Below are 22,878 nucleotides of genomic sequence, written 5' to 3' on the forward strand. Positions count from 1 at the left end.
GAACCGTTAACCTTCCCCCTCAGGCGTCGGATTTCGCGACGAACCCGTAGCCCGTCGCGGCCATGACGAACAGGATGAGCGGGCTGAGGAACGCGAACGCGTAGTAGGGCGCGTACCCGCCGATGGAGACGGAGAAGTTCGCGAGGTCGATGCCGCCGGCGAGGGTGGGGAGGGTGATGCTGCCGGTGAGGGTGGGCACGCCGAAGACGCCGGACATGTAGACGGCCCCGGCGTGCCAGGGGATGAGCGCGCCGGTCGGGGTGCCGACGGCTTCGACGGCGCGGGAGAGGTTGCGGGAGTCGAGGTCGTACTCGTCGTAGGCGTTCCGGAGGCTGACGCCGGGCAGGACGATGCTCATGTACTGCTGGGCGCTGAAGACGTTCGTGACGAACGCGGCGATGCCGGTGCCGGCGACGAGGCTGTTCTCGCTCCAGACGCGGTCGAGGAGTTCGTTCGCGAGCACGGCGAGGACGCCCATGCCTTCGAGGAGGCCGCCGAGAGAGAGCGCGAGGACGACGACGGTGATGGTCCACGCGGACCCGGTGAGGCCGCCGGTGGCGAGCAGGTCGTTCACGAGTTTGACGCCGGTCTCGGGCCCGGTGCCGTTGAGGAAGACGGTCCAGGCGGTCGTGAACTTCGCGCCCTGGAGGAGGATTGTGGTGAACGCACCGGCGAAGACGCCGGTGACGAGCGTGGGGAGGGCGGGGATGCCGTAGAGCGCGAGGCCGAAGGTGACGACGAGCGGGAGGAAGACGAGCGGGCTGGTGGCGTAGGTGCCGGCGAGCGCGCCGCGGATGCTCTCGACCTGGCCTGCGGGAATCGCGCCGCCGGCGCGGAGGCCGAGGACGGCGTAGACGATGACGGAGAGACCGAGCGCGAGCGCGGTGCCGACCTTCATCGCGTCGATGTGGTCGTAGAGGTCGGTGTTGGTGACTGCGGCGGCGAGGTTGGTGGTGTCGCTGAGCGGGCTCTGTTTGTCGCCGGCGTACGCGCCGGAGAGGATGGCGCCGGCGGTCATCGGGGCGGGGATGCCGAGGCCGGAGCCGATGCCGATGAAGGCGACGCCGAGCGTGCCGGCGGTCGTCCAGGAACTCCCGATGGAGAACGCGACGACGGCGGCGAGTAGCGCGGTTATCGGGAGGAAGATTTCGGGTGTGAGGATGCCGAGGCCGTAGTACATGAGGCCGGGGATGGTGCCGGAGCTGACCCAGGTGGCGATGAGGGCGTAGATGGTGAAGAGGATGAGGAGCGCCTGCAGGCCCATGATGAGGCCGTTCGCGACGGCGTCGTAGAGGTCGGCGTAGGTGAGGTCGAGGCGCGTGAGGCCGACGAGGCCGGCGAAGACGATGCTCCAGAGGAGGGGGGCGTGCGGTGCGAGCCCGAGGTAGCCGGAGCCGACGCCGAGGAAGACGACGACGCCGAGAATCGGGAGGAGGGCCTCCCCGAGCGAGGGCCGGCGTTCGGGCGGGATGTCGCTGAGTGTTTTCGGCTGGAAGTCCGAACTCATCACCCACTCGTATCACCGTGAAGCATTAAACAGTTCTGTTGTATGCACTACGTGTATGGGTCGGTGTCCCACACTCGCGTCGCTCACTCCGCCGCGAGCGCCGTCACGTGCGCGTCAGCGACCCCGAGCGCGACCGTCTCGCCCGGCGTCGGCGGGGCGGTCGTGAACGCCGCGACGCGCGCGCCATCGATGTCGAGGGTCGCGCGGAACGCCGCGTCCTCCCGGGTCACGCGCTCGACCGTCGCTCGCGCGATTGGGTCGGGAACACCGAGTTCGACGTGCTCCGGCCGCACCGCGACCAGTTCTCCCGGATACCCGAACGGCGTTCCGTCGAGGACGTTCGCGCCGACGAACCGCGCGACACGCGCGGTTTTCGGGTTCTCGAACACCGCGGCGGGCGTGCCGGCCTGTCGAATCCGGCCGTCCGCCATCACGGCGACCCGGTCCGCGAGCGCGCGCGCCGTCGTCCGGTCGTGCGTCACGTACACCGCCGTCACGCCGTCCAGCACGCCGGCGAGGTCGTCGCGGAGCGCACGCCGCGTCGGCTCGTCGAGCGCGGAGAGCGGTTCGTCGAGCAGGAGCGCGTCCGGCCGTACGGCGAGCGCTCGGGCGAGCGCGACCCGCTGGCGCTCCCCTCCCGAGAGCGTGTCCGGCGACCGGTCGGCGAGGTCGCCGACGCCGAGCGCGGAAAGGAGCGCGTCCGGGTTCGGGAGCGGCGCGTCGGGGGCGGCGTTCGTCGCGAGCGCGAGCGAGGAGCGCGCGTCGTCCGCGTCCGCGACCGGCTGCGGCTGGTATCGCTGGCCGAACGCGACGTTCTCGCGGACGCTCCGATGCGGGAACAGCGCGTAGTCCTGGAACACGAACCCGAACCCCCGGGAGTCGGGCGGTTCGTCCGTGAGGTCGCGGTCGCCGAGGCGAACGTGGCCGTCGTTGGGGTGGAGGCCCGCGAGCGATTCGAGGAGGAGCGACTTCCCGCTCCCGCTCGGCCCCAGCACGACGAGCGTCTCGCCCGCGGGGACGGAGAGCGCGGCGTCCACGTCGAACGCCTCGGCGCCCTCGGTCGTGAACGTCGCGCGGACGTGCGCGTCGAGCGTCACAGCACTCGCCCCCCGTCGTCCGCGACGCGGCGGACGACGACGAAGATGCCGATGCTCACCGCGAGCAGGACGAACGCGACGGCGTTCGCCTCGTCGAGCGACCCCGCGAGGTACGTCTTGAACACGAAGACGGGGGCGTGCGAGGAGGAGACGGTCTCCCACGCGGGCGGGTAGAAGAACCGGATGGTATACGCGACGACGGCGACAGCGCCGAACTCGCTGACCGAGCGCGCCCACGCGAGCACGCCGCCGGTGAGGACGCCCCTGGCGGCGAGCGGCAGGGTGACGCGCCGGAACGTCTCGAACCGGCTCGCGCCGTGGACCCTGGCGGCGTGTTCGACGCGGGAATCCACGGAGTCGAACCCGTTCCGGATGCTGTTGACGGCGTACGGCGCGGAGACGAACGTCATCGCGAGCACCGCGCCGACGACCGTGCCGAGGACCGGGAGTCCCGGGAGCGCGCCGCCCTCGCCGAACCCGAACAGGACGACGATTCCCGCGACCGCGTGCGGGACGACGAGCGGGAGGTCGACGACGCTCTGGAGGAGCGCGCCGCCCGGCGGGTCGCGGGAGAGCAGGTAGGCGAGCGGGAGGCCGGTGAGGACGGCGAACGCCGCGGCGAGCAGGGGCGCGTACAGCGAGACGTACAGCATCCGGTGGACGGCGGGGTCGCGGAGCTTTTCGAGGACGAGCCCCGGGTCCTGTCGCGCGGTGAACAGCGCGAGCGGAAACGCGAGCGCGACGAGGAGGACGGCGGCGAGCGCCGCGCCCGCCATCCCCGCGACGCCGGCGTCCGCGCCGTACGCGAGCGCTATCGCGGAGACGACCATGAAGACCGCGTACAGCGTCGGGTAGCCGAGTGCGACCGAGAGGGCGAACGCGACGACCTGCACGGTCAGGACGGCGAGGAGGAGGGTTCGGTCGCCAATTCGGTCGGTCATCCGAGGTCACGCGAGCCGAGGGTGTCGGTCGCGTCCGCGTGGGCCAGTACGCGGTCAGGGACGGCGTCCGCGCGCGCTGTGGGGACGGCGAGCGGCGTCACGGGTTCGAGGCCGGCGTCGCGTAGCGCGCGCCGGCCGGGGTCGGTGGCGAAGTACTCGACCCAGCGCGCGCCCAGGCCGGGAGAGCGCGCGACCGATGGGACGGTCATGCCGTACGCGATGGGCGCGCCGACGAACGTTCCGGCGTCGGTCTCCACCGTCGCCTTCGCGTAGTGCGCGGCGTACTCGTCGGTCGCCCGCGAGAGGGCGACCTGTGGCTGGAGAGCCAACCAGGGGAGGCCGGCGGTGGACGCGAGCGACCGGTAGTAGACCACGTAGTCGTACTTGCCGCTACGGAGCGGCGCGGTGAGTTTCGCCTCGGTGCCCGTCGGGACGACGGCGTTGTCGAGGATGGCGTCGCGGGTGTCCGCGTCGTAGAGTGCGCGCCCGCGGAACGGTATCGCGCCGAGGCGGAGCGCCATCACAGCCCTGTAACCGCCCGGGTCGACGGCGGGGTCTGAGTGCGCGACGGTCACGTCGTCGCGGGCGAGCACGTCCCACCAGTTCTCCCGCGAAATCTCGTCCGCGCCCGTGGAGTCGGGCGTGTACTGGATGGCCATCGCGTTCGTGGCGAAGACGCCGTACCAGTCGCCGTACTCGGGGAGCAAGCGGTCGCGAAGCAACCGGAAGTCGGAGACGGCGAGGGCGTCGGGCCGCCGGCCGAGCCGCGTCACCTTCTTCGTGGACGCGACCGACCCCTTCGGCTCGCGGACGACGCGCGCCCCGGTTTCGGCCTCGAATCCGTCCTCGGCGGCCCGGAACGGCGGTGAGAGACTGCCCGCGTGGAACACGGTCAGGTCGTCCGCACCGCCGCCGCTGCCGGAGACGGTGAGACAGCCGGCGAGCGCGGCCGCGGCGGACGCGGCGGCCGCTCCCGCCCCGGCGAGGACGGCGCGCCGCGACCGTTGTTCTCTCATAGATACAACGCGGTTGTGTCGATATCGGCATAACCGTTTTGCTCGCGGGGGCGAACCGTGGGGTATGGACGCGGACTTCGACGCGCGGCTCCGCGCGGACGGCGTGACGTTCACCGAGCGCGACGCCCGACTGCTGGACGCGGTCGACGAGACGGCGTCGATTCACGCCGCCGCGGACGCCCTCGGCCGGTCGTACTCGCGGTCGCACACCCGCATCACCGACCTCGAAGCCGCGTTCGGGTCGCTCGTGGAGCGCCAGCGCGGCGGCGCGGGCGGCGGCGGCAGCCGACTCACCGAGAACGCCCGCGAGACGCTCGCGCGCTTCGAGCGCCTCCGCGCGGGCTACTCGTCGATAGCGGAGACCACGGAGACGGTGCTCGACGGCCGGGTCGAGTCCCGGACGGGCGAACTCGGCACCGTCTCGACAGCAGCGGGCCGGGTGCGCGCGCTCGTCCCGCCGGACACGGACGAAGTACAGGTGTGCTTGCGCGCGGACGCCGTGACGCTCCACGCTCCCGACGACGCCCCCGCCGGGGACGCGACGAGCGCACGGAACCGCTTCGAGGGGACCGTCGCGAGCGTCGACAGAGGGGAAGCGGTATCGCTCGTCTCAGTCGAAGCCGGCACCGACACGCCCGTGTTCGCGCTCGTGACCGAGGACAGCAGGGAGCGACTCGACCTCCGCGAGGGGCGGTCGGTCGTCGCGTCGTTCAAGGCGACGGCGACGCGCGCGACGCCCCGGTAGCCCGGCGGATGTTTAGGCCTCGGGTCCGACTATCGGATATGGACGACCTGTCGGAGGTGTCGGAGGCGGACCTCCGGTCGGTGTTCGAGCGCGAGCAGTACGTCGCGGACGACGACGTGGTGACGACGGCGCTGCTCGCGCTCCGACTGGGGAAACCGCTGCTCGTCGAGGGCGAACCGGGCGCGGGGAAGACCGAACTCGCGAAAGTGCTCGCGCGCGGGTTCGACACCGACCTCGTGCGCCTCCAGTGCTACGAGGGCCTCGCGGCGGAGGAGGCGCTCTACGAGTGGAACTACACGAAGCAGCTGCTGGACGCGCAGACCGGCGCGGAGTCCGTGTTCGAGACCGAGTACTTGCTCGAACGCCCGCTGTTGCGCGCGCTCCGCCACGAGGGCGACCGGCCGCCCGTGTTGCTCGTGGACGAGGTGGACCGCGCGGACGAGGCGTTCGAGGCGCTCCTCCTCGAGGTGCTGAGCGACTTCCAGGTGTCGATTCCCGAACTCGGTACCGTGCGCGCGGACGTGCCGCCCGTCGTCGTGCTCACGTCGAATCGGACGCGGGAGTTGAGCGACGCGCTGAAGCGGCGGTGTCTCTACCTGAACCTCGAACCGCCGTCGATGGCGCGCGAGCGCGAGATTCTGGAGCGGAAAGTGCCGGAACTCGACCCTGCGGTCGCGGCGGACCTCTGCGGTATCGTGGCGGAGCTCCGGGAGCGCCCGCTCCGCAAGCCGCCCGGGGTCGCTGAGACGCTGGAGTGGGCGGAGGCGTTCTCCGTGCTCGGCCGCGACACCGTCACCGCCGAGTCGGTGCGGGAGACGCTGTCCTGCGTGCTGAAGGACGCCGACGACGTGGAGCGATTCGACGACGACGCGCTCGGGGACGTGCTCGCAGCCGCGGGCGTGAACACGGAGGCGTAGCGTGACGCTCGACGACCATGTCCGGCGCGAACTCGTGACGTTCGTCGCGCGACTCCGCGAGTCGGGGGTGGCGGTACCGGGCGACGGCGCACAGACGGCGGCCCAAGTGGTAGCGGCGCTCGACGACCGCGACCGCGACCGCGTCCGGGCTGCGCTCCGGGCCGCGCTCTGCACGCGCCCGGCGGACAGCGACGCGTTCGGTCGGCTGTTCGACACCTTCTGGGCGCGCGTCCGCGGCGAGAACGCCGACTACCCGCGGAGCGACGCGAGCGACGATGACAACCCGCTCGTCGGACGGCGCGGTGACGACGCGGCCGCCACGCCGGACGACGACGGCGGTGGGAGCGGATTCGGCGACGGCTCCGGCGGCGAGGACGCGGGACGTGGCGGCCGCGGGGACGCCTACACGGCGGACGCGGGGAGTCGGCCGGTGTCGCTCGACGCCGCCCCGCCGGACGCGACCGAGGCGGTCGCAGCGTTCACGGACGCGCTCGCGTCGCTCCCGGGGCGGCGATGGACGACCGGTGAGGAGGCGCCGGACCCACGTCGGGCGCTCCGGGAGAGCGTGCGATACGGCGGCGTTCCGATGGAGCGCCCGATGCGGTCGCGAGAGAACGCTCGCGTGAAGGGCGTCGCGCTCGTGGACGTGAGCGAGTCCGTGCTGGACGCGCTCGACCGGGACGCCCTGCTCGCCGTTCTGCACGCGCTCCGTGCGGCGTGGGCCGACCTGTCCGTGTTCTTCTTCGACACCAGCCTGCGCGACGTGACGGACGCGTTCGACGCGTCGACGACCGCGGACGCGGTAGCGGCGCTCGCGGACGGCGACGCGGAGTGGAGTGGCGGCACCCGTCTCACGGACGCGCTCCGGTCGCTCCGCGGTGAGCACGCGGGCGTCGTGTCCCGGGACCGCGTCGTGGTCGTCGTGAGCGACGGCATCGAACGCGGCAGCGTCGCCGACCTGGAGCGCGAGCTCGCGTGGCTGTCGCGGCGCGCCGGCCTCCTGCTCTGGCTGAACCCGCTCGCCACGAACGAGAAGTGGTCGCCGAGCGCGCCAGGGATGCGCGCCGCCCTCTCGTTCGTGGACGGCGTCTATCCGTTCGCGGACGAGACCGACCTTGCACGGACGGCGGACGCACTCTCCCGGTTCGGGCCGACGCGACGCGTGCGATAAACGACGAAAAAGAACCTGCGGTGGTGTTAGGCGGACGCTGCGGACGCGCTCGCCTCCTCGAAGTTCTCCAGACGCCGCCAGAGCACGGCTACGAGGACGAGGCCGACGACGAGCATGCCCGTGACCACGTAGAGCGCGTTCGTGTAGTTACCCGTGGATTCGACGACGTAGGACGCGAGCTGCGGGCCGACGACGCCCGCGATGGCCCACGCGGTCAACGCGTAGCCGTGAATCGCGGACACGTCCTTCGTGCCGAACAGGTCGCTGAGGTACGCCGGCAGGCACGCGAACCCGCCGCCGTAACACGTGATGATGAGGAACAGCAGCGCTGCGAGCGCCCAGACGCCCGTAATCTGCACCATCACGATGAACGCGACGATCTGGATGACCATGAACGCCGCGTAGGTCGTGGTCCGGCCGATGTAGTCGGAGAGCGTCGACCAGAAGATGCGGCCGCCGCCGTTGAAGATACCGATGTAGCCGGTGATGAACGCGGCGGTCGTCGCCGTCGCGCCACCGATCTCCTGGAGCATCGGGGACGCGAACGCGAGCAGCATGATACCGGCGGTGATGTTGATGAAGACGATACCCCAGATGAGGAAGAATCGCGGCGTCCCGCGGGCTTCCGCGGCGCTGAGGATGTCGAGGCCGGGAAGCGCGCCGGACGCCTGCTCCTGTGCGTCCTCGATGTCGTGCATCGACTCGGGGAGCCAGTCCTCCGGCGGTTTCTCGAGGTAGAGCGACCCGAGCGACATCAGGACGAAGTAGAGCGCGCCGAGCGCGTAGAATGTCGTCGCGATACCGCCCGTGGTGTACTTGGCGGCCTCACTGCTCAGCCGAATCATCAGTTCGTTGCCGAGCGGACTGGTGACGAGCGCGCCCGCTCCGAAGCCCATGACGGCGAGGCCGGTCGCCATGCCGCGGCGGTCCGGGAACCACTCGACGAGCGTGCCGATCGGCGTGATGTAGCCGATGCCGAGCCCCATCCCGCCGACGACGCCGAACGTCGCGAGGAACAGGGGGAGACTACCGATTTGGACACTGAGACCGGAGCCGACCATTCCGAGGCCGTACAGGACGGCGGCAGTCAGTCCGGCCTTCCGGGGGCCGTACTTCTCGACGTACTTCCCGAGGAACGCGGCCGTGAACCCGAGGACGAAGATGGCGATGGAGAACGCGAGCGTGACGTCGGTGCTGGACCAGCCCTGACTCTCCTGGAGCGGGTTCTGGTAGATGCTGTACGCGTAAATACTACCGATGGAGAGGTGAATCGCGATCGCCGAGAGCGCGATGAGCCACCTGTTCTTGTCTGCGCTGACTGTGGACATCACCTTAGCCGCGGAGTCACAGCTGTATAAAAATTCGCCAATCTAGCGTATACACCGGTTCCGGCGGCTGAGAGCTCGTTAGCGGGAATTCGAGGAGGGGCTGGTTCCGGTCGAATCTTCGGTTGAGGAACAGGAATCGAGCGCGTCGAACTGGCTGGAGGTGTTGACGTTGGTAAGGGCGTCGTCGAGCGCGACCGCTGCGGGGGCGTCCGCGCTGGTGACACGCTGGATTGTGAGGTGGTCGAGGAGCGCGCGCGGCCCGGCGGTCCTCGGCACGCTCGCGAGTGCGTCCGCGACAGCATCACTGCGGTACCACGCGCAGAGCGGCTGGAGAACGCCATCGGCGGCGACCGGAACGACGGCGTCGCACGACGGGGTTCGCTCGTCAGCGAGCCACGCGACTGTCGCCGCGTCGAGGTGCGGGAGGTCGGTCGCGGCCGCGAACAGCCAGTCGGCGTCGAGCGCGTCCACGGCGGCCGCGAGGCCGGCGAGCGGGCCGGTGCGACCGTCGGCGTCCGGGACGAACCGAACATCGCTTGGAAGCACGCGCCGATACTCGACAGGGGGGTGGGTTCCCGCGGCGACCGCGGGCGATGTGTCGGTCGCGTCGGCGAGCGCGTCGAACGCGCGGCGCACCATCGGGGTGCCGTCCACGCGGGCGAGCGCCTTGTCGCGCTCCCCGAACCGGGTGCTGTCGCCGCCGGCGAGGACGACGCCGCGGTCGCGCCGCTCGGTCATCGGTATTCGTAGTCGTCGCCGCGAGAAAAACGCGTCGGCCGAACCGGTGCTAGTCACCGCTTTCCAGCGGATAGCCGGCGTGAGCAAACTTATTTCCGGATGGCTCGAGAATAGTGGTTCGAGACGATGCACGATGTCTGAAACTGTAGGAAACCAACGACTCTCGGTGCGCGTCGCCGGTCGCGGTTCGGGGGAGGTCGCGGCGGCCGCCCGCGAGCGAGCGGACGTGCCCGTGGCCGAGGTCGGGCCGACCGGGGTGCCGGGCGTCGAACCGCTCCTCGCCGCGAGCGACGGCGACGAGACGACGTTCTACGCGAACGCCACGGCGGAGACGGCCGAATCCGTCGCGGACGCGCTCGCCGACGATGGGGCGCTGCCCGACGGGGACGCGACGGTCGCGGCGACGGACGCGTCGGCGCTCCCGCTCCCGGACCTCGACGGGTTCGGTGCGGAGCGGTCGGTGCTCGCGCGCTGCGGCTGGATAGAGCCGACGAACCCGGACGCGTACGCCGACGCGGTCGGCTTCACCGACGCCGACCCCGACGCAGTCGTCGAGGACGCGGGCGACGTGCTCGGACGCGGCTGGGGTGACTGGAGCGCCGACGAACCCGTCGGTCCGCTCTGGGAGGGCGTTCGTTCGCGCGACGGCAGCCCCGCCGTCGTCGTGAACGCCCACGGCAACCCCGGGGACGCGCTCCTCGGCGAGAGCGACCCGTTTTCTGTACTTGAGGGCGCGGCACACGTCGCGCGCGTCGTGGACGCCGTGCAGGTGTTCGTGTACGTGAGCGAGGACGACGAGGCCGCGCGGGACGCGCTCACCGCCGCGGCGGACGCCTACCCCGAGTTCCCCGTCGACGTGTCCGTCGTCGAGGGACCGGCGGCGTACCGCGCGGCGGAGCCGACGATGGCCATCGAGGCCGTGGAGGGCAACCACCGCCTCGAAGCCCGCCTCCGCCCGCCGGGGCCGGAGGTCGAGGGCGTGTTCGGCGAGCCGACCGTGGTGCACACGGCGCGGACGTTCGCGCATGTCGCGGCCGCGGTCCGCGGCGAGGACGCAGACTCGCGCGTGGTCTCCGTGACGGGCGACGCGGACGAGGCGACGCTCGAACTCGCGGCGGACGACGCGCTCGACACCGCGCTGGACGACGCCGGCGTCAGCGACTACACGGGCGTCCTGGTCGGCGGCCGGTTCGGCGGTCTGACGACCGACCTCGGCGTGGCGCCGACGCCGGACGCGCTCGCGGACGCCGACCTCGGGACGGACGGCGTGCTCGAAGTGCTGGGGACGGACGCGTGTCCGGTCGCGTTCGTCGGGAAGCGCGCACAGTTCGCCGAGGACGCGAACTGCGGCCGCTGCGTGCCCTGCCGCGAGGGGTCGAAGCAGTTGACGGAACTCCTCCGGGACGTGTACGATGGGGCGCTCAACCGCCCGAAGATAGACGAACTGATGCGCGTGATGGAGTCGTCGAGCGTGTGCGCGTTCGGCCAGCACGCGCCGCGGCCCGTCCGAACGGGCCTCGAGGAGTTCGCGGACGAGTTCGAAGCGCACGCGGAGGGTACCTGTCCGTCCGGGCAGTGTAATCCTGACGCGTCGAGCGAGGAGACAGCGAGGGCGAAACCATGAGTTCACACGAACCAGAGCCACACTCGGAGTTCGACGTACCGCCACTGACGGAGACGATAGCTCCCGGGACCGCGAGCGACCCGGACGTGACGAGCGCGGAGACGGCGACGGTCACGGTCGACGGCGAGGAAGTCGAAGTCGAAGCGGGTTCGACCCTGCTCGACGCCGTCGAGGAAGTGGAGACCGACGAGTACGTGCCCGCGCTCTGTCACTACGACCGGCAGGACATCGGTCCGCGGAGCGAGTGCCGGACCTGCATGGTCGAGACCGACGAGGGCGTCGTGCCGGCGTGCAGCACGCCCGCCGAGGACGGCCTCGACGTGTCCACGGACGCCGCCCCCGCCTCAGAGGCGCGGGACGTGAACCTCGACCTCGTCCTCTCCGACCACAACCTCCGCTGTACGACCTGCGGGAAGAACGGCCGGTGCGACCTCCAGGACGTCTCCATCGAGAACGACGTGGAGGAACCCCGGTACGGCGTCTTCGACGACAAGGACGAGTACGAACCCATCGACGATACGAGCGACTTCATCCAGATCGACCGCAACAAGTGCATCCTCTGCAACCGCTGCGTGGAGGCGTGTAACGACGTGCAGGTCGAGGGCGTCCTCCGCATGGAGGGGCACGGACAGGACACCCGCATCGGGTTCCAGAACGGCGCGGACACGATGGAGGGCTCGACGTGCGTCTCCTGCGGGCACTGCGTGACGGTCTGCCCGACAGGGAGTCTCGTCGAGAAAGGTATCGAGGACGCGACGACCATTCCCCTCCCTGGGTTCAATCAGAAGAACAGCGTTGGGAAGGTCATCGAGGAAGCCGGCGTGGAGAAGGGGCCGATGACCCCGATGAAGCGCGATCAGGTAACCGAGACCACCCGGGAGACGGGTGGCGACGAGGAGCGTGACTGGCCATGACAAACTTGGACGAGCGCACCACGGACGACGAGGAAGAACAGAAAGAGGGCGTCGCCGGCTTCATGCAGGGCGCCCGGAAGAAAGCGCTCGCGAACGTCGAGCACGTCGCGGAGGGCGCGGCCGCCGGAACGCTCCCGGAAGGGAAGCTGTTCGACATCGCGACCACCATCGGCGATAAGCGCCTCGAAGACCTCACGGTCGAGGACACGACGTGTGGCTACTGCGCCGTCGGCTGTCGGTTCGACGTGTACACGGACGGCGACGAAGTGCTCGCCACGCGGCCCACCGAACCCGAGAAGTCCCCGGTGAACGGCATCTCGACGTGCGTGAAGGGCAAGTTCACGTACGACTTCGTGGACTCCGAGGGCCGGCTGACGACGCCGCTCGTCCGCGACGAGAACGGCGACTTCCGCGAGGCCTCCTGGGAGGAAGCCTACGACCGCGTGGTCGAGGGGTTCCAGGACATCAAGGAGGAGTACGGCGGCTCCGCGATGAGCATGATCGCGTCCTCCAAAGCGACGAACGAGGAGAACTACCTGATGGGGAAGTTCGCCCGCCAAGTGCTCGGGACGAACACCGTCGACAACTGCAATCGGCTCTGTCACTCCTCGACGGTCGCCGGGCTCGCGCGGACGTACGGCTACGGCGCCGCGTCCGTCTCGACCGAGGACTTCGAGCAGGCGGACGCCATCTTCCTCACCGGCTCGAACACGACCGAAGCCCACCCCGTGCTCGCGACGCGCATCAAGCAGCACGTCAAGGACGGGAAGGAGCTCGTGGTGTTCGACCCGCGCGAGGTCCAGATTGCCGAGTACGCTACCCAGTACACGGAGGTTCGGCCCGGCTTCGACCAGGTCTGGATTAACGGCCTCGTTCGGTACATCATCGAGAACGACCTCTACGACGAGGAGTTCGTGGAGGAGCGCACGCGCGGCATCGAGCAGGTTCGTGAGGCCGTACAGGAGTTCACGCCCGACTACGTCGAGGAGGTCACGGGCGTCTCCCCCGAGGAACTGAAGTCCGCGGCGGAGACCATCACGAGCAACGACCGCGTCGTGTTCGGGTGGACGCTCGGCCTGACCGAGCACTCTCACGGCACGGAGAACATCATGGCGATGGCGAACCTCGCCGCCATCACGGGCAACCTCGGGAAGCCCGGGACGGGCGTCTCCCCCTTCCGCGGGCAGAACAACGTCCAGGGCGGCGGCGGCGACATGGGGCCGCTCCCGGACAACTTCCCCGGCTACCAGTCCATCACGGACGAGGAGAACCGGAAGAAGTTCGAGGAGGCCTGGGACTGCGACATCGACCCCGAACCCGGGTTCTACACGACGGAGATGTTCCTCGCGGCGAACGAGGACGACCTGCAGGGGATGTACTGCATCGGCGAGAACCCCTCGCTCTCCGAACCCGGGTCGAACCACGCCTCGGAAGTGCTGGAGGAGATGGAGTTCCTCGTCGTGCAGGACTTGTTCCTGAACGACACCGCGAAGTACGCGGACGTGGTGCTGCCCGCGTGTTCGTTCCTGGAGAAGACGGGGACGTTCACGAACACGGACCGCCGCGTCCAGATGGTGAAGCAGGTCATCGACCCGAAGGGCGACTCGAAGACGGACTGGGAGATCCTGCAGGACCTCGCGAACCGGATGGGCCGTGAGTGGGACTACGACAACACCGCCGAAATCATGGAGGAGATGCGCCAGCTCACCCCCATCTACGGCGGTATCACGCAGGAGCGCGTCGAGGAGGAGGGCGGCCTGCAGTGGCCGTGCTACGACCTCGACCACCCCGGCACGGAACGCCTCTACACCGAGGAGTTCAACACCGAGGACGGTCTCGCGCACCTGCAGGCCGTCGGGTACAACGAGCCGGGCGAACTCCCGGACGAGGACTACCCGCTCTCGCTCACGACGGGGCGCGTCCTCTACCAGTACCACACGGGGACGATGACGCACCCCGAGGAGGGCATTCAGGACTACAACGACCGCGACTTCGTCGAAATCAATCCGGAGGACGCGGCCGACTACGGTATCGAGGACGGCGACCTCGTCACGCTCGAATCCCGCCGCGGCGAAATCACGGTGCCCGCGCAGGTCACGGCCCGCATCGGGTCGGGGACGGTGTTCGCGCCGATTCACTTCGCGGAGACGTGCGTGAATCAGCTCACCGACTCGGAGCGACTCGACCCGCACGCGAAGACGCCGGAGTTCAAGGTGTCCGCGGTGCGCGTGACGCCCGTGGAGGGAGAGCCGGACGTGGACTTCGAGACGCGCGAACCTGTCTCGGGTGACGACTGATGGCTGAACCGACCACTGACGTTCCCGACGGCGCGCTGAACATCGAACCCGAGCGTCCGCAGGAGGGCGAGGACGCCCTGCGCGCGGTGCTCGAGGAGTACGGCGGGGACTACGCGGACGCCATCGAGTACACGGACGAACTCGAAGCCGTGCTGGAGACGGCGATTCTCGTCATCGCGAGCGCGGACGACGACGACGTGGACAAGGTCACGCAGTCGCTCGTCACGCTCGTCGAGGCCGGTGACGCGATTTCCACCGAGGGCACGGTCGCGCTCGCGGAGGGCGTCGGCGAGAACAGCGAAGACCTCGCGGACGCATTGGACTCCGTAATCGCGCTCCAGCAGTCCGGCGACCTCGACGAACTCATCGAGATGGCGGGCCTGCTGTCCGCGCTCGAAATCGACGAGACCACGGTCACGGGCCTGAACCGCGTGCTCGACGCCGTCGGCGAGGCCGAGGAGGAATCGGAGCCTGCGGGGCCGTTCGCCCTCGTGGGGGCGATGTTCGACGCGGACATCCGCGCCGGCCTCGGCTACCTCCTCTCCGTGCTGCGCGCACAGGGAAGCCGACTGCGCTCGGGCGACTGATGTCGGACGGGACCGTCTGCCCGCTCTGCGCGGTCGGCTGCCGACTCGACGTGGGTGACGGCGACCGCGCGGTCGGCCGGACGGGCCCCGCAAATCCCGGCGGTACGCTCTGCGAGAAGGGGATCCGAGCGCCGAGCGTGCTGGACGACCCCGACCGATTGACGACGCCGCTCGTCCGCGAGGACGGCGACCTCGTCGAGGCGTCGTGGGGGCGCGCGCTCGACCGCGCCGCTGACGGCCTCCGTGGCGTTCTCGACGAGTACGGCGCGGACGCGCTCGCCTTTCTGGGCGCGCCGCACTGCACGAACGAGGAGAACTATCGCCTGCAGAAGCTCGCGCGCGTCCTCGGAACGAACAACGTGGACAACCGGGCGCGGGCGTGCCACGAGGAGGCCGCGGACGCGCTCATCGAGCGGTTCGGGTATCCGGCGACGACGTTCGCCGCCGAAGACCTCGAGAACACAGACCTGTTGCTCGCGGTCGGCGCGAATCCGGCGGTCCAGCAGCCCGTGTTCTTCGACTCGTTCGTCCGCCCCGCCGTGAACCGGGGGGACGCGACGCTCGTGCAGGTCGACCCCCGGGAGAACGAGACGACGCGGCTCGCCGCCCACCACGTCGCGCCCCGCCCCGGGTCGGACGCGCGCTTCCTGCAGGCGGTGTGCGCGCGCCTCGTGGAGCGCGGGGACGTTGACGAGACGTTCCTCGACGAACGCACGACCGGCTACGAGGCGTACGCGGACGCCGTTTCGAGCGTCGACCCGGTGCGCGCGGCGGCGGAGACTGGCGTGTCGGCGGACGCCGTCGACGCGGTCGCGGACGCCGTCGCCGAGGCGGACCGCGTGGCCGTGCTCGCCGCGACGGGCGTGGAGAACGACGAGGGCGCGACGCCGAACGCCCTCCTCGACCTCCTGGCGCTCACCGGGAACGTCGGCCGTCCCGGCACCGGGTTCGGCCTCCTCCGCGGACTGAACAACGAACAGGGCGCGACCGACGCCGGCTGCCGACCCGACGGGCTTCCCGGCCACGCGCCGCTGGACGACGCTGGCGCGCGCGAACGCCTCGCCGACGCGTGGGGCGTCGAACCGCCGCGGGAGCCGGGACTGACCGAGAAGGAGGCGTTACCGGCGTTCGGTGAGGACGTGCGGGGCGCGCTCGTCGTCGGCGAGAACCCCGGGGTGTCGAAGCGCGACGAAGCCGAGGTCGCGGAACGGTTGGACGCGCTGGACACGCTCGTCGTGCTCGACGTGTTCGAGTCCGAGACGACCGCGCACGCCGACGTGGTGCTCCCGGCGGCCGTCGGCCTCGAAAAGCCAGGCACCGTCACGTCGCTCGACAGGCTCGTCCAGCGGTTGTCCCCGCGCGCCGACCCGCCCGGGGACGCCCGGACCGACCACGCGATTCTCGGCGGTCTCGGCCGCCGCCTCGCGGGCGACGCCTTCGCGGGCGACATCGCGGACACCGCGCGCGAACTCGCGGCGGTGAGCGACCTCCACGGCGGTCCGGACGGCGAGCGCTGGCCGCCCGCCGACGGCGGCGGAACGGACACGCTCTACACGGAGTCATTTGCGACGCCGGACGGTCGCGCACGGTTCGTCGAGCCGTCGTTCGAGGCGTCAACGATTCCCGAGGACGCGTTCGCATTAGTGGTCGCGAGCCGCGCGGGCGGGTTCGGGATGGAGGCCGGCGACGACCGACTCCGCCTCAACGCGGACGACGCGGCCGAACTCGGCGTCGAAGACGGGGAGCGGGTGGCGGTGTCGACGGTCGACGGCGACGCGTCGGTGGAGGCGGTCGCGCACGTCACGGACGGCATCCGCGCGGGCACGGTCGCCCTGCACGCGGACGCCGCGGACCCGCTCGTCCGCGCGGGCGCAACCGCCGTTCGCGTCGATTAACGAACTGCGACGAGCGGGTCGTCGCGGACGTGACTGGTGAGCGCGACGCGCGTCACGTCCGCGCGCTCGTGAATCTCCGCGGCGATTTCTTCGGCGGTGTCTCGGCGCTCTTGGTCGTCGACCTTGTTCAGGACGGGAATCACGGTCGCGTCCTCTGGGGCGTTTTTCAGGCCGCCCTCGGGGTGCGCGAGCACCGCGGCGACGTGTTCGGGTTCGATGGTATCACCCGTCGCGAGGGCGGTGAGCGCGGCGACGCGCTCGGGCCGGTGAACCGTGTCCTCGCTGAGCGGGTCGCCGACCACGCCGACGGACGCGACGGGCAGGACGGTGTCGGTGTTCGCGGGAATCGGCGGTTCGCCCTCCTTCGGGGCCTTGAACTCGCGGCCGCGCGCGCCGTCCGCTTTCACGAGCACGGCGTCCGCGAGGTCGCGGAGGCCGGCGACGGTGTCGGGGTCGTATCCCCGGTAGTGGCCGGGCCGGTACTCGCCGGCGACGACGCCGACCGGGAAGTCGGTCGCGGCCTCGATTGCCGCTCGCGGGTCGTCGGTCATGCGGAACGTCGAGAGGTGCGCTGTGAGGTCGGGGACGCGGGTGGTCGTGGTGACGACGGCGTGCGGGATGCGGTCGGCGAGCGCGAACGCGGTGGTTTTCTTCCCGCCGGCGCCGACGATGGCGACGACGCCGTCGGCGGCGAGGGCGTCACGGAACTCCATACGGTCGCTGAGAACGGTGGACGGGTAAGCGCGGCGTTACTCGGGGAACCCGCCGGGAGTGACGGCGCGCTTGCCGGCGTCGGTCGCGCGGAAGACGACTTCGCCCGTGACAGGTTCGACGAGGCCGCGGTCGGCGAGGACGGCGCAGCGGCGCTCCACGTACGGCGTGTGTGCACCGACCCGGTTGGCGATGATGGCCGCGTACTCCACGCGGCCGTCCGCGAGGAACTCGAGTATCGCCGCGTCCACGGGCCGGAGCGCTGGACGACCGCTACGCGCGTCGCTCATACACCTTAGTGTGTATTGTTACCACATAACACTATCGGGTGAATCTAAGTTCGGAACGCCCCAACCGTGGGTGTGCCCGCGACCACCACGCCCGCAGAACTCGCCGCGCTCCTCGACGCGGACGCCGACGCCACCATTCTTGACACGCGCCCGCCCGAGAGCTTCGACGCCTGGCACCTCCCCGGAGCCGTGAACGTCCCGTACAAGCCGAACCAACCGTTTCCTGGGGATGCGCTCCCCGATGACCTCGACACCACGGACCGCGTGCTCACCGTCTGCGCGAAGGGAACGTCCTCGCGCTTCCTCGCCGACGAACTCGAATCCGCGGGGTACCGGGACGTATCCGTCGTCGCCGGCGGGATGCGCGGCTGGAGCGCCGTCTACGAGACCGTGCCCGTCGTCGCCCGGAGCGACCTCGAAATCGTGCAGGTGCAGCGCCGCGCGAAGGGCTGCCTCGGCTACGTCGTCGCGGACCCGCGGAGCGGGGACGCCGCCGCGGTCGACCCGACCCGCCACACCGAACGGTTCCGCGCCGTCGCCGAGTCCCGGGGCTACGAACTCGTGCGCGTGCTCGACACGCACGTCCACGCCGACCACGTCTCGGGCGGCCGACGGCTCGCCGACGACCTCGGCGTCCCCTACCACCTCGGCGCGAACGCCCGCGAACGCGACGTCGCGTACGAGTACGACGCCATCGAGCGAAACGACACTGTCTCGGTGGGCGACGTATCCGTGAAGGCCGTGCCGACGCCGGGTCACACGACCGACCTCACGAGCTACCTCGTCGACGACGCGGCGGTGCTCACCGGGGACGCGCTGTTCGTCGACTCCGTGGGTCGGACGGAGCTGGAGTTCGGGGACGCGGACGCCGACCGCGGCGCGCGCCTCCAGCACGGAAGCCTCCACCGAACACTCCTCGCGCTCCCGGACTCGGTGACCGTGCTCCCCGGGCACGCGAGCGTCGCCGCCGACGGCACGTGGACGCCCACCCCGCCCGGCCACCCCGTGAAATCCCGGCTCGGCGCGCTCCGCGACCGCCTCCCCCTGCTATCGCTGTCCGAGGACGCGTTCGTGGAGCGCCTCACCGCGAGCGCGCCAGCGAAACCACCGAACTACGAGCGCGTCATCGACATCAACCGCGGCCGAGAAGAACCCGAGACCGAGACCGAACTCACAGAACTCGAACTCGGCCCGAACAACTGCGCGATAGACTGACGGCCGGACTGACGAGTACCACCCACGACTAAATGCCAGCCGGGAGAGGGGTTCGTATGGCCGAGACCAACCGACAGTGGATTCTCGCGCAGCGTCCGACCGGCGAACCGACCCGCGACGACTTCGAACTCCGGGAAACGGAGAAACCGACCCCGGGCGCGAACGAGGTGCGCGTCGACCTCTCGTATATGTCCGTCGACCCCTACATGCGCGGCCGGATGCGGGACGCCGAATCCTACGCGGAACCCTGGGACGTCGGCGACCCGATGCAGGCCGGCGCGGTCGGCACCGTCGACGAGTCGAACCACCCCGACTTCGAACCGGGCGACACCGTCGTCGGGAACCTCCGCTGGGCGGACTACGTCGCCGTCGACGGCGCGGAACTCTCCCCCGTCCGCACGGGCGACGCACCCGTCAGCACCGCGCTCGGCGTGCTCGGGATGCCCGGCCGCACCGCCTACTTCGGCCTCTACGACGTGGGCGACCCCACGCCCGGCGACACCGTCGTCGTCTCGGGTGCTGCGGGCGCCGTCGGCTCCACGGTCGGCCAGCTCGCCAAACTCGCCGGCTGCGAAGTCGTCGGGTACGCCGGGAGCGACGAGAAAGTCCAGTACCTCGAGGACGAACTCGGCTACGACCGCGGCATCAACTACAAGGACGAGGACGTCCGCGACGCTCTCCGCGATGCGACGGACGGCGTCGACATCTACTACGACAACGTCGGCGGCCCCATCACCGACGCCGTCATGGACCACCTCAACGTCGACGCACGCGTCGTCGTCTGCGGCCAAATCGCGCACTACAACGACACCGAACGCCCCACCGGCCCCCGCCACTTCGGTACTCTCATCCAGACCCGCGCCCGCGTCGAGGGCATCCTCGTCCGCGACTTCGCGCCGCGCTTCGAGAAGGCCACCCGCCGCCTCGCCGAGTGGGTCGCGTCCGGTGACCTCACCTACCGCGAAACCGTCACCGACGGCCTGGAGAACGCGCCCGACGCCTTCCTCGGTCTCTTCGAGGGCGAGAACATCGGCAAACAGCTCGTGAAACTCGACTAGCTGCTGCTTCGTTCAGTCCCCCTCGAACAGCGAGGAGGACGTCTCCGAGGGTCGTCCCGTACCGGTCTGGTCTCCGCGGAAGACTTATCGCAATATCCTAATATATTTCGTGTGTGGTAGTATGACACGCAAACTCTCGTACGCGGACCTGGACGCCGGCCGGGACTGCAACTACTGGACGTACGACCGCACCCTCCAACGACACGCCCGCCGGATCTACGATAGCGACGACTTCGATTGGGCCGAACCCCGTCTCCGCGACTGGGGTGACACCGTCGGACACACGATCACGAACAACGCCGACGCCGCGAACCGCCACGGCCCCGAACTCCACACGTACGACCGCTACGGGGACGTGCAGAACGAGGTCGAGTACCACCCGGCGCAACACGAGAACGACCGGCTCACGTACGAGGCAGGCGTCGTCGCCGACTCCTTCACGCCGCCGGACGACCGCGACGACAGGCTCGGCCTCACGCACACGCTCGTGATGCAGGTCTTCCTCGGATACTGCGATATCGGGTTCGCGTGTCCGGTCTCCATGACCGCGGGCGCCGCGCACGTCCTCGATACCTACGCCGAGGAATCCACGCACGCGGACGTGCTGCGCGAGCACTTCGACGCGCTCACCGCCCGCGACAGCGACGACCACGAGGAGGGCGCGATGTTCCTCACCGAACGGCAGGGCGGAAGCGACGTGGGCGCGAACGAAACGGTCGCCGTCGAGGCCGACAACGGCACGTATCGACTGACCGGCGAGAAGTGGTTCTGCTCGAACGTCGACGCCGAAGGAACGCTCGTCCTCGCGCGCCGGGCGGCCTCCGGCGAGGCCGCCGACGGAGAGAGCGGTGAAACCGCGAGCACGGAGGGCGCCCCTGACGGTACCGCCGGACTCTCGCTGTTCCTCGTTCCGCACACGAAGCCGGACGGGTCGCTGAACGACCAGACCTATCGCCGATTGAAGGATAAACTCGGCACCGAGGCCGTCCCGACCGGCGAAGTCGAGCTGGACGGCGCGCTCGGCTACCTCGTCGGCGAACCCGAGTCCGGGTTCGAGTACATGACGGCGATGTTGAACTTCGAACGCGTGGCGAACGCGGTCGGCGCGACCGGTGTCGCCGGGCGTGCCCTTCTCGAATCGAAGGTTCGCGCGGCGAACCGGGAAGCGTTCGGGAAACGCCTCGACGAACACCCGCTGATGCGGCGCGACCTCTTCGAGATGAGCGTCGACTACGAGGCGATGACCGCGTTCACGACGGAAGCCATTCGGTTGCTCGACGCGGCCGAACGCGACGGCGACGACCCCGAACTGATGCGCGTACTCGTCCCCATCGCGAAGTACCGGACCGCGCGCATGGCCGTCGACATCACGTCGTACGCGATGGAGGTGCTCGGCGGGAACGGCTACGTCGAGGACTTCACCACGCCCCGCCTCCACCGGGACGCCCAGGTCCTCCCTATCTGGGAGGGCACCTCGAACATCCTCTCGCTCGAACTCCTCAGCGCGCTCGCGACGGACGGCGCTGCATCCCGCCTGGTGTCCACCATTCAGTCCCATCTCGACGACGCCACCCACCCCACGCTTGCAGACGCTCGGGAGACCGTTGCAGACGAACTGGCCGACCTTCAGGCGTCGCTCGCCGCTCTCGCTGACGCCGACCGCGCGGACGCACAGACGGCCGCCAAGGACCTCGCCGACTACGTCTTCGACGTGTACACGAGCGCGCTCCTGCTCTCACACGCCCAGACCCGGCTCGACGATGCCGACGACGCCCGCGAGGCCACTGTCGCTCGCGCGTTCGTCGACGACTGCTTCGCCACTCCGGACGCCCGCGGAATCGCCGACGCAGATACCGTTGACTCGGACGCGTTCGAAGCAGTCGTCCGATACGCCCGTCTCGACCCAGACGCACTCGCTGAAACGCCGATCGCGGACTGAGTGGGGCGACAACGGCCGGTGATTGCAGCGCAGAGATGCAAAGAATCATACGCGATACTGTGCCATGGCGTGTATGAGCGTCGACGACTGGGACGCGGCGCCGGTTGCCGGTTCGCCGTGCGTGCCTGGTGTCACCGCAGCAGTGCCGTCGGTGCAGACGCGTTCCGCGAACACGGTTCGTCGGTCAGCCGCGCCGGTGACGCGTGATGTGTGAGGACGAACGCGTCGTGCTGTCCCTCCTCGACGACGAGTACGCTCGCGAGATTCTCAAGGAGACCAGCGTCGAACCCCTGTCCGCGAAAGCGCTGACCGAACGCTGCGACGCCTCCCCGCCAACCATCTACCGTCGCCTCGACCGCCTCCAAGAACAGAACTTGGTCGTCGAACGTCAGCGAATCGCGTCCGACGGCAACCACCACGCGGTGTACTCGGCGACGTTCGAGCGCGCGGTGGTCGAACTCGAATCGGGCGACCTCGCCGTGGACGTGTTCGTGCGCGACGACCCCGCAGACCAGTTCACGCACCTCTTCGAGGAACTCCGATGAACGTCGGTGGCGTCTCGATAACGACGAGCGGCGGTACGCCACTCCTCGTCTTCGGCTTGTTCCTCAGCGTCGCCCTCGCGACGCTGCTCGGCGGCGTGCTCGTCGTTCGCATCGGCCGCGGGTACCGGCGGACCGGTAGCCGCCACCTGCTCGCACTCGGCGTTGGATTCCTGTTCGTCGTTCCCGTCCCGAAACTCCTGAACCTCTCGCTCTCGACGGCGACCACCCTCTCCAGTGAGGTGGTGTCGCTCGTCGGGTCGGTCGCACAGCTCCTCGGGTTCTCCGTCATCCTGTACGCCATCTATGACACGTAAACAGCGAACACCTGCGTCCGTGACGGGTG

General features: G+C 69.9%; 22 protein-coding genes. 14 read left to right on the forward strand and 8 right to left on the reverse strand.

Translation table 11 applies throughout. The features are described from left to right. Positions 1-19: 19 nt before the first annotated feature. The 4 genes from arcD to U3A55_RS06825 form a co-directional block, all read right to left on the reverse strand. A complete protein-coding gene (gene arcD / locus U3A55_RS06810; protein WP_442978283.1) occupies positions 20-1,510 on the reverse strand; it encodes an arginine/ornithine antiporter ArcD in 1,491 nt (496 codons plus the stop codon). Positions 1,511-1,590: 80 nt separating this feature from the next. Beyond that, positions 1,591-2,604 (reverse strand): ABC transporter ATP-binding protein, encoded by a 1,014-nt coding sequence (locus U3A55_RS06815; protein ID WP_330990730.1) that lies wholly within the window; start codon positions 2,602-2,604, stop codon positions 1,591-1,593. Next, positions 2,601-3,545, reverse strand: a complete 945-nt coding sequence (locus U3A55_RS06820) for an ABC transporter permease (RefSeq protein ID WP_330990731.1) — start codon at positions 3,543-3,545, stop codon at positions 2,601-2,603. Before U3A55_RS06820 ends, U3A55_RS06815 begins: the two co-directional genes overlap by 4 nt. Then, positions 3,542-4,561: an extracellular solute-binding protein gene (locus U3A55_RS06825; protein ID WP_330990732.1), complete on the reverse strand. Its 1,020-nt coding sequence runs from the start codon at positions 4,559-4,561 to the stop codon at positions 3,542-3,544. The genes U3A55_RS06820 and U3A55_RS06825 overlap by 4 nt, the downstream gene beginning before the upstream one ends. A 64-nt stretch (positions 4,562-4,625) precedes the next feature. Here U3A55_RS06825 and U3A55_RS06830 point away from each other — a divergent pair, with 64 nt between their 5' ends. Genes U3A55_RS06830 through U3A55_RS06840 form a run of 3 tightly spaced genes read left to right on the forward strand, consistent with a single transcriptional unit; the run spans position 4,626 to position 7,394 of the window. After that, positions 4,626-5,306, forward strand: coding sequence for a TOBE domain-containing protein (locus tag U3A55_RS06830; RefSeq protein ID WP_330990733.1), 681 nt, complete (start codon positions 4,626-4,628; stop codon positions 5,304-5,306). Between the two features lie 38 nt (positions 5,307-5,344). Then, entirely contained in the window at positions 5,345-6,223 is an 879-nt protein-coding gene (locus U3A55_RS06835; RefSeq protein ID WP_330990734.1) for an AAA family ATPase, read from the forward strand. 1 nt (position 6,224) lies between these two features. After that, positions 6,225-7,394: a VWA domain-containing protein gene (locus U3A55_RS06840; RefSeq protein WP_330990735.1), complete on the forward strand. Its 1,170-nt coding sequence runs from the start codon at positions 6,225-6,227 to the stop codon at positions 7,392-7,394. A gap of 26 nt (positions 7,395-7,420) precedes the next feature. Here the strand turns inward: U3A55_RS06840 and U3A55_RS06845 are convergent, their stop codons facing one another. Together U3A55_RS06845 and mobA are read right to left on the reverse strand one after the other, a co-directional pair. Beyond that, entirely contained in the window at positions 7,421-8,722 is a 1,302-nt protein-coding gene (locus U3A55_RS06845; protein WP_330990736.1) for an L-lactate MFS transporter, read from the reverse strand. 78 nt (positions 8,723-8,800) lie between these two features. Then, positions 8,801-9,460, reverse strand: coding sequence for a molybdenum cofactor guanylyltransferase (mobA, locus tag U3A55_RS06850; protein ID WP_330990737.1), 660 nt, complete (start codon positions 9,458-9,460; stop codon positions 8,801-8,803). Between the two features lie 133 nt (positions 9,461-9,593). On the opposite strand from mobA, the gene U3A55_RS06855 reads away from it, so the two are divergent. From U3A55_RS06855 to U3A55_RS06875, 5 genes are read left to right on the forward strand one after another with little or no spacing between them, the layout of a single operon-like run. Next, positions 9,594-11,084 carry an NADH-ubiquinone oxidoreductase-F iron-sulfur binding region domain-containing protein gene (locus U3A55_RS06855; RefSeq protein ID WP_330990738.1) on the forward strand — a complete coding sequence of 497 codons (1,491 nt, stop codon included), beginning with the start codon at positions 9,594-9,596 and terminating at the stop codon, positions 11,082-11,084. Further along, positions 11,081-11,998 carry a 2Fe-2S iron-sulfur cluster-binding protein gene (locus U3A55_RS06860; protein ID WP_330990739.1) on the forward strand — a complete coding sequence of 306 codons (918 nt, stop codon included), beginning with the start codon at positions 11,081-11,083 and terminating at the stop codon, positions 11,996-11,998. The genes U3A55_RS06855 and U3A55_RS06860 overlap by 4 nt, the downstream gene beginning before the upstream one ends. Then, positions 11,995-14,295: a formate dehydrogenase subunit alpha gene (gene fdhF, locus U3A55_RS06865; RefSeq protein ID WP_330990740.1), complete on the forward strand. Its 2,301-nt coding sequence runs from the start codon at positions 11,995-11,997 to the stop codon at positions 14,293-14,295. The genes U3A55_RS06860 and fdhF overlap by 4 nt, the downstream gene beginning before the upstream one ends. Beyond that, positions 14,295-14,882 (forward strand): DUF1641 domain-containing protein, encoded by a 588-nt coding sequence (locus U3A55_RS06870; RefSeq protein WP_330990741.1) that lies wholly within the window; start codon positions 14,295-14,297, stop codon positions 14,880-14,882. Before fdhF ends, U3A55_RS06870 begins: the two co-directional genes overlap by 1 nt. Continuing rightward, positions 14,882-16,777: a molybdopterin oxidoreductase family protein gene (locus tag U3A55_RS06875; RefSeq protein WP_330990742.1), complete on the forward strand. Its 1,896-nt coding sequence runs from the start codon at positions 14,882-14,884 to the stop codon at positions 16,775-16,777. Before U3A55_RS06870 ends, U3A55_RS06875 begins: the two co-directional genes overlap by 1 nt. Here U3A55_RS06875 and yqeC read toward each other — a convergent pair. Further along, positions 16,774-17,490, reverse strand: coding sequence for a selenium cofactor biosynthesis protein YqeC (yqeC, locus tag U3A55_RS06880; protein ID WP_330990743.1), 717 nt, complete (start codon positions 17,488-17,490; stop codon positions 16,774-16,776). The genes U3A55_RS06875 and yqeC overlap by 4 nt on opposite strands. A gap of 36 nt (positions 17,491-17,526) precedes the next feature. Continuing rightward, entirely contained in the window at positions 17,527-17,778 is a 252-nt protein-coding gene (locus tag U3A55_RS06885; RefSeq protein WP_330990744.1) for a hypothetical protein, read from the reverse strand. 72 nt (positions 17,779-17,850) lie between these two features. Between U3A55_RS06885 and U3A55_RS06890 the strand changes: the two genes are divergently transcribed. The 6 genes from U3A55_RS06890 (at position 17,851) to U3A55_RS06915 (ending at position 22,849) form a co-directional block, all read left to right on the forward strand. Next, positions 17,851-18,993, forward strand: coding sequence for an MBL fold metallo-hydrolase (locus U3A55_RS06890; RefSeq protein WP_330990745.1), 1,143 nt, complete (start codon positions 17,851-17,853; stop codon positions 18,991-18,993). Between the two features lie 56 nt (positions 18,994-19,049). Further along, entirely contained in the window at positions 19,050-20,051 is a 1,002-nt protein-coding gene (locus U3A55_RS06895; protein WP_330990746.1) for an NADP-dependent oxidoreductase, read from the forward strand. A 121-nt stretch (positions 20,052-20,172) separates the two neighbouring features. Further along, the gene (locus U3A55_RS06900; RefSeq protein WP_330990747.1) at positions 20,173-21,990 is read left to right on the forward strand and encodes an acyl-CoA dehydrogenase family protein; all 1,818 of its coding nucleotides are present in this window, start codon (positions 20,173-20,175) and stop codon (positions 21,988-21,990) included. 73 nt (positions 21,991-22,063) lie between these two features. Further along, a complete protein-coding gene (locus U3A55_RS06905; protein ID WP_330990748.1) occupies positions 22,064-22,204 on the forward strand; it encodes a hypothetical protein in 141 nt (46 codons plus the stop codon). Beyond that, positions 22,197-22,535: a winged helix-turn-helix domain-containing protein gene (locus U3A55_RS06910; protein ID WP_330990749.1), complete on the forward strand. Its 339-nt coding sequence runs from the start codon at positions 22,197-22,199 to the stop codon at positions 22,533-22,535. Before U3A55_RS06905 ends, U3A55_RS06910 begins: the two co-directional genes overlap by 8 nt. Then, on the forward strand, positions 22,532-22,849 hold the full coding sequence (locus U3A55_RS06915) for a DUF7521 family protein (RefSeq protein ID WP_330990750.1): 318 nt from the start codon (positions 22,532-22,534) through the stop codon (positions 22,847-22,849). The genes U3A55_RS06910 and U3A55_RS06915 overlap by 4 nt, the downstream gene beginning before the upstream one ends. The last annotated feature ends 29 nt before the right edge of the window (positions 22,850-22,878 follow it).

Origin of the sequence: Salarchaeum sp. III (assembly GCF_036418315.1) — an archaeon.
Taxonomy (GTDB): Archaea; Halobacteriota; Halobacteria; order Halobacteriales; family Halobacteriaceae; genus Salarchaeum.

Coding starts and splice junctions, on each gene's coding strand:
- U3A55_RS06820 (WP_330990731.1), bottom strand. CDS start 3,545: ATGACCGACCGAATTGGCGACCGAACCCTCCTCCTCGCCGTCCTGACC.
- U3A55_RS06825 (WP_330990732.1), bottom strand. CDS start 4,561: ATGAGAGAACAACGGTCGCGGCGCGCCGTCCTCGCCGGGGCGGGAGCG.
- U3A55_RS06830 (WP_330990733.1), top strand. CDS start 4,626: ATGGACGCGGACTTCGACGCGCGGCTCCGCGCGGACGGCGTGACGTTC.
- U3A55_RS06835 (WP_330990734.1), top strand. CDS start 5,345: ATGGACGACCTGTCGGAGGTGTCGGAGGCGGACCTCCGGTCGGTGTTC.
- U3A55_RS06845 (WP_330990736.1), bottom strand. CDS start 8,722: ATGTCCACAGTCAGCGCAGACAAGAACAGGTGGCTCATCGCGCTCTCG.
- mobA (WP_330990737.1), bottom strand. CDS start 9,460: ATGACCGAGCGGCGCGACCGCGGCGTCGTCCTCGCCGGCGGCGACAGC.
- U3A55_RS06855 (WP_330990738.1), top strand. CDS start 9,594: ATGTCTGAAACTGTAGGAAACCAACGACTCTCGGTGCGCGTCGCCGGT.
- U3A55_RS06860 (WP_330990739.1), top strand. CDS start 11,081: ATGAGTTCACACGAACCAGAGCCACACTCGGAGTTCGACGTACCGCCA.
- fdhF (WP_330990740.1), top strand. CDS start 11,995: ATGACAAACTTGGACGAGCGCACCACGGACGACGAGGAAGAACAGAAA.
- U3A55_RS06870 (WP_330990741.1), top strand. CDS start 14,295: ATGGCTGAACCGACCACTGACGTTCCCGACGGCGCGCTGAACATCGAA.
- U3A55_RS06875 (WP_330990742.1), top strand. CDS start 14,882: ATGTCGGACGGGACCGTCTGCCCGCTCTGCGCGGTCGGCTGCCGACTC.
- yqeC (WP_330990743.1), bottom strand. CDS start 17,490: ATGGAGTTCCGTGACGCCCTCGCCGCCGACGGCGTCGTCGCCATCGTC.
- U3A55_RS06885 (WP_330990744.1), bottom strand. CDS start 17,778: ATGAGCGACGCGCGTAGCGGTCGTCCAGCGCTCCGGCCCGTGGACGCG.
- U3A55_RS06895 (WP_330990746.1), top strand. CDS start 19,050: ATGGCCGAGACCAACCGACAGTGGATTCTCGCGCAGCGTCCGACCGGC.
- U3A55_RS06900 (WP_330990747.1), top strand. CDS start 20,173: ATGACACGCAAACTCTCGTACGCGGACCTGGACGCCGGCCGGGACTGC.
- U3A55_RS06905 (WP_330990748.1), top strand. CDS start 22,064: ATGAGCGTCGACGACTGGGACGCGGCGCCGGTTGCCGGTTCGCCGTGC.
- U3A55_RS06910 (WP_330990749.1), top strand. CDS start 22,197: ATGTGTGAGGACGAACGCGTCGTGCTGTCCCTCCTCGACGACGAGTAC.
- U3A55_RS06915 (WP_330990750.1), top strand. CDS start 22,532: ATGAACGTCGGTGGCGTCTCGATAACGACGAGCGGCGGTACGCCACTC.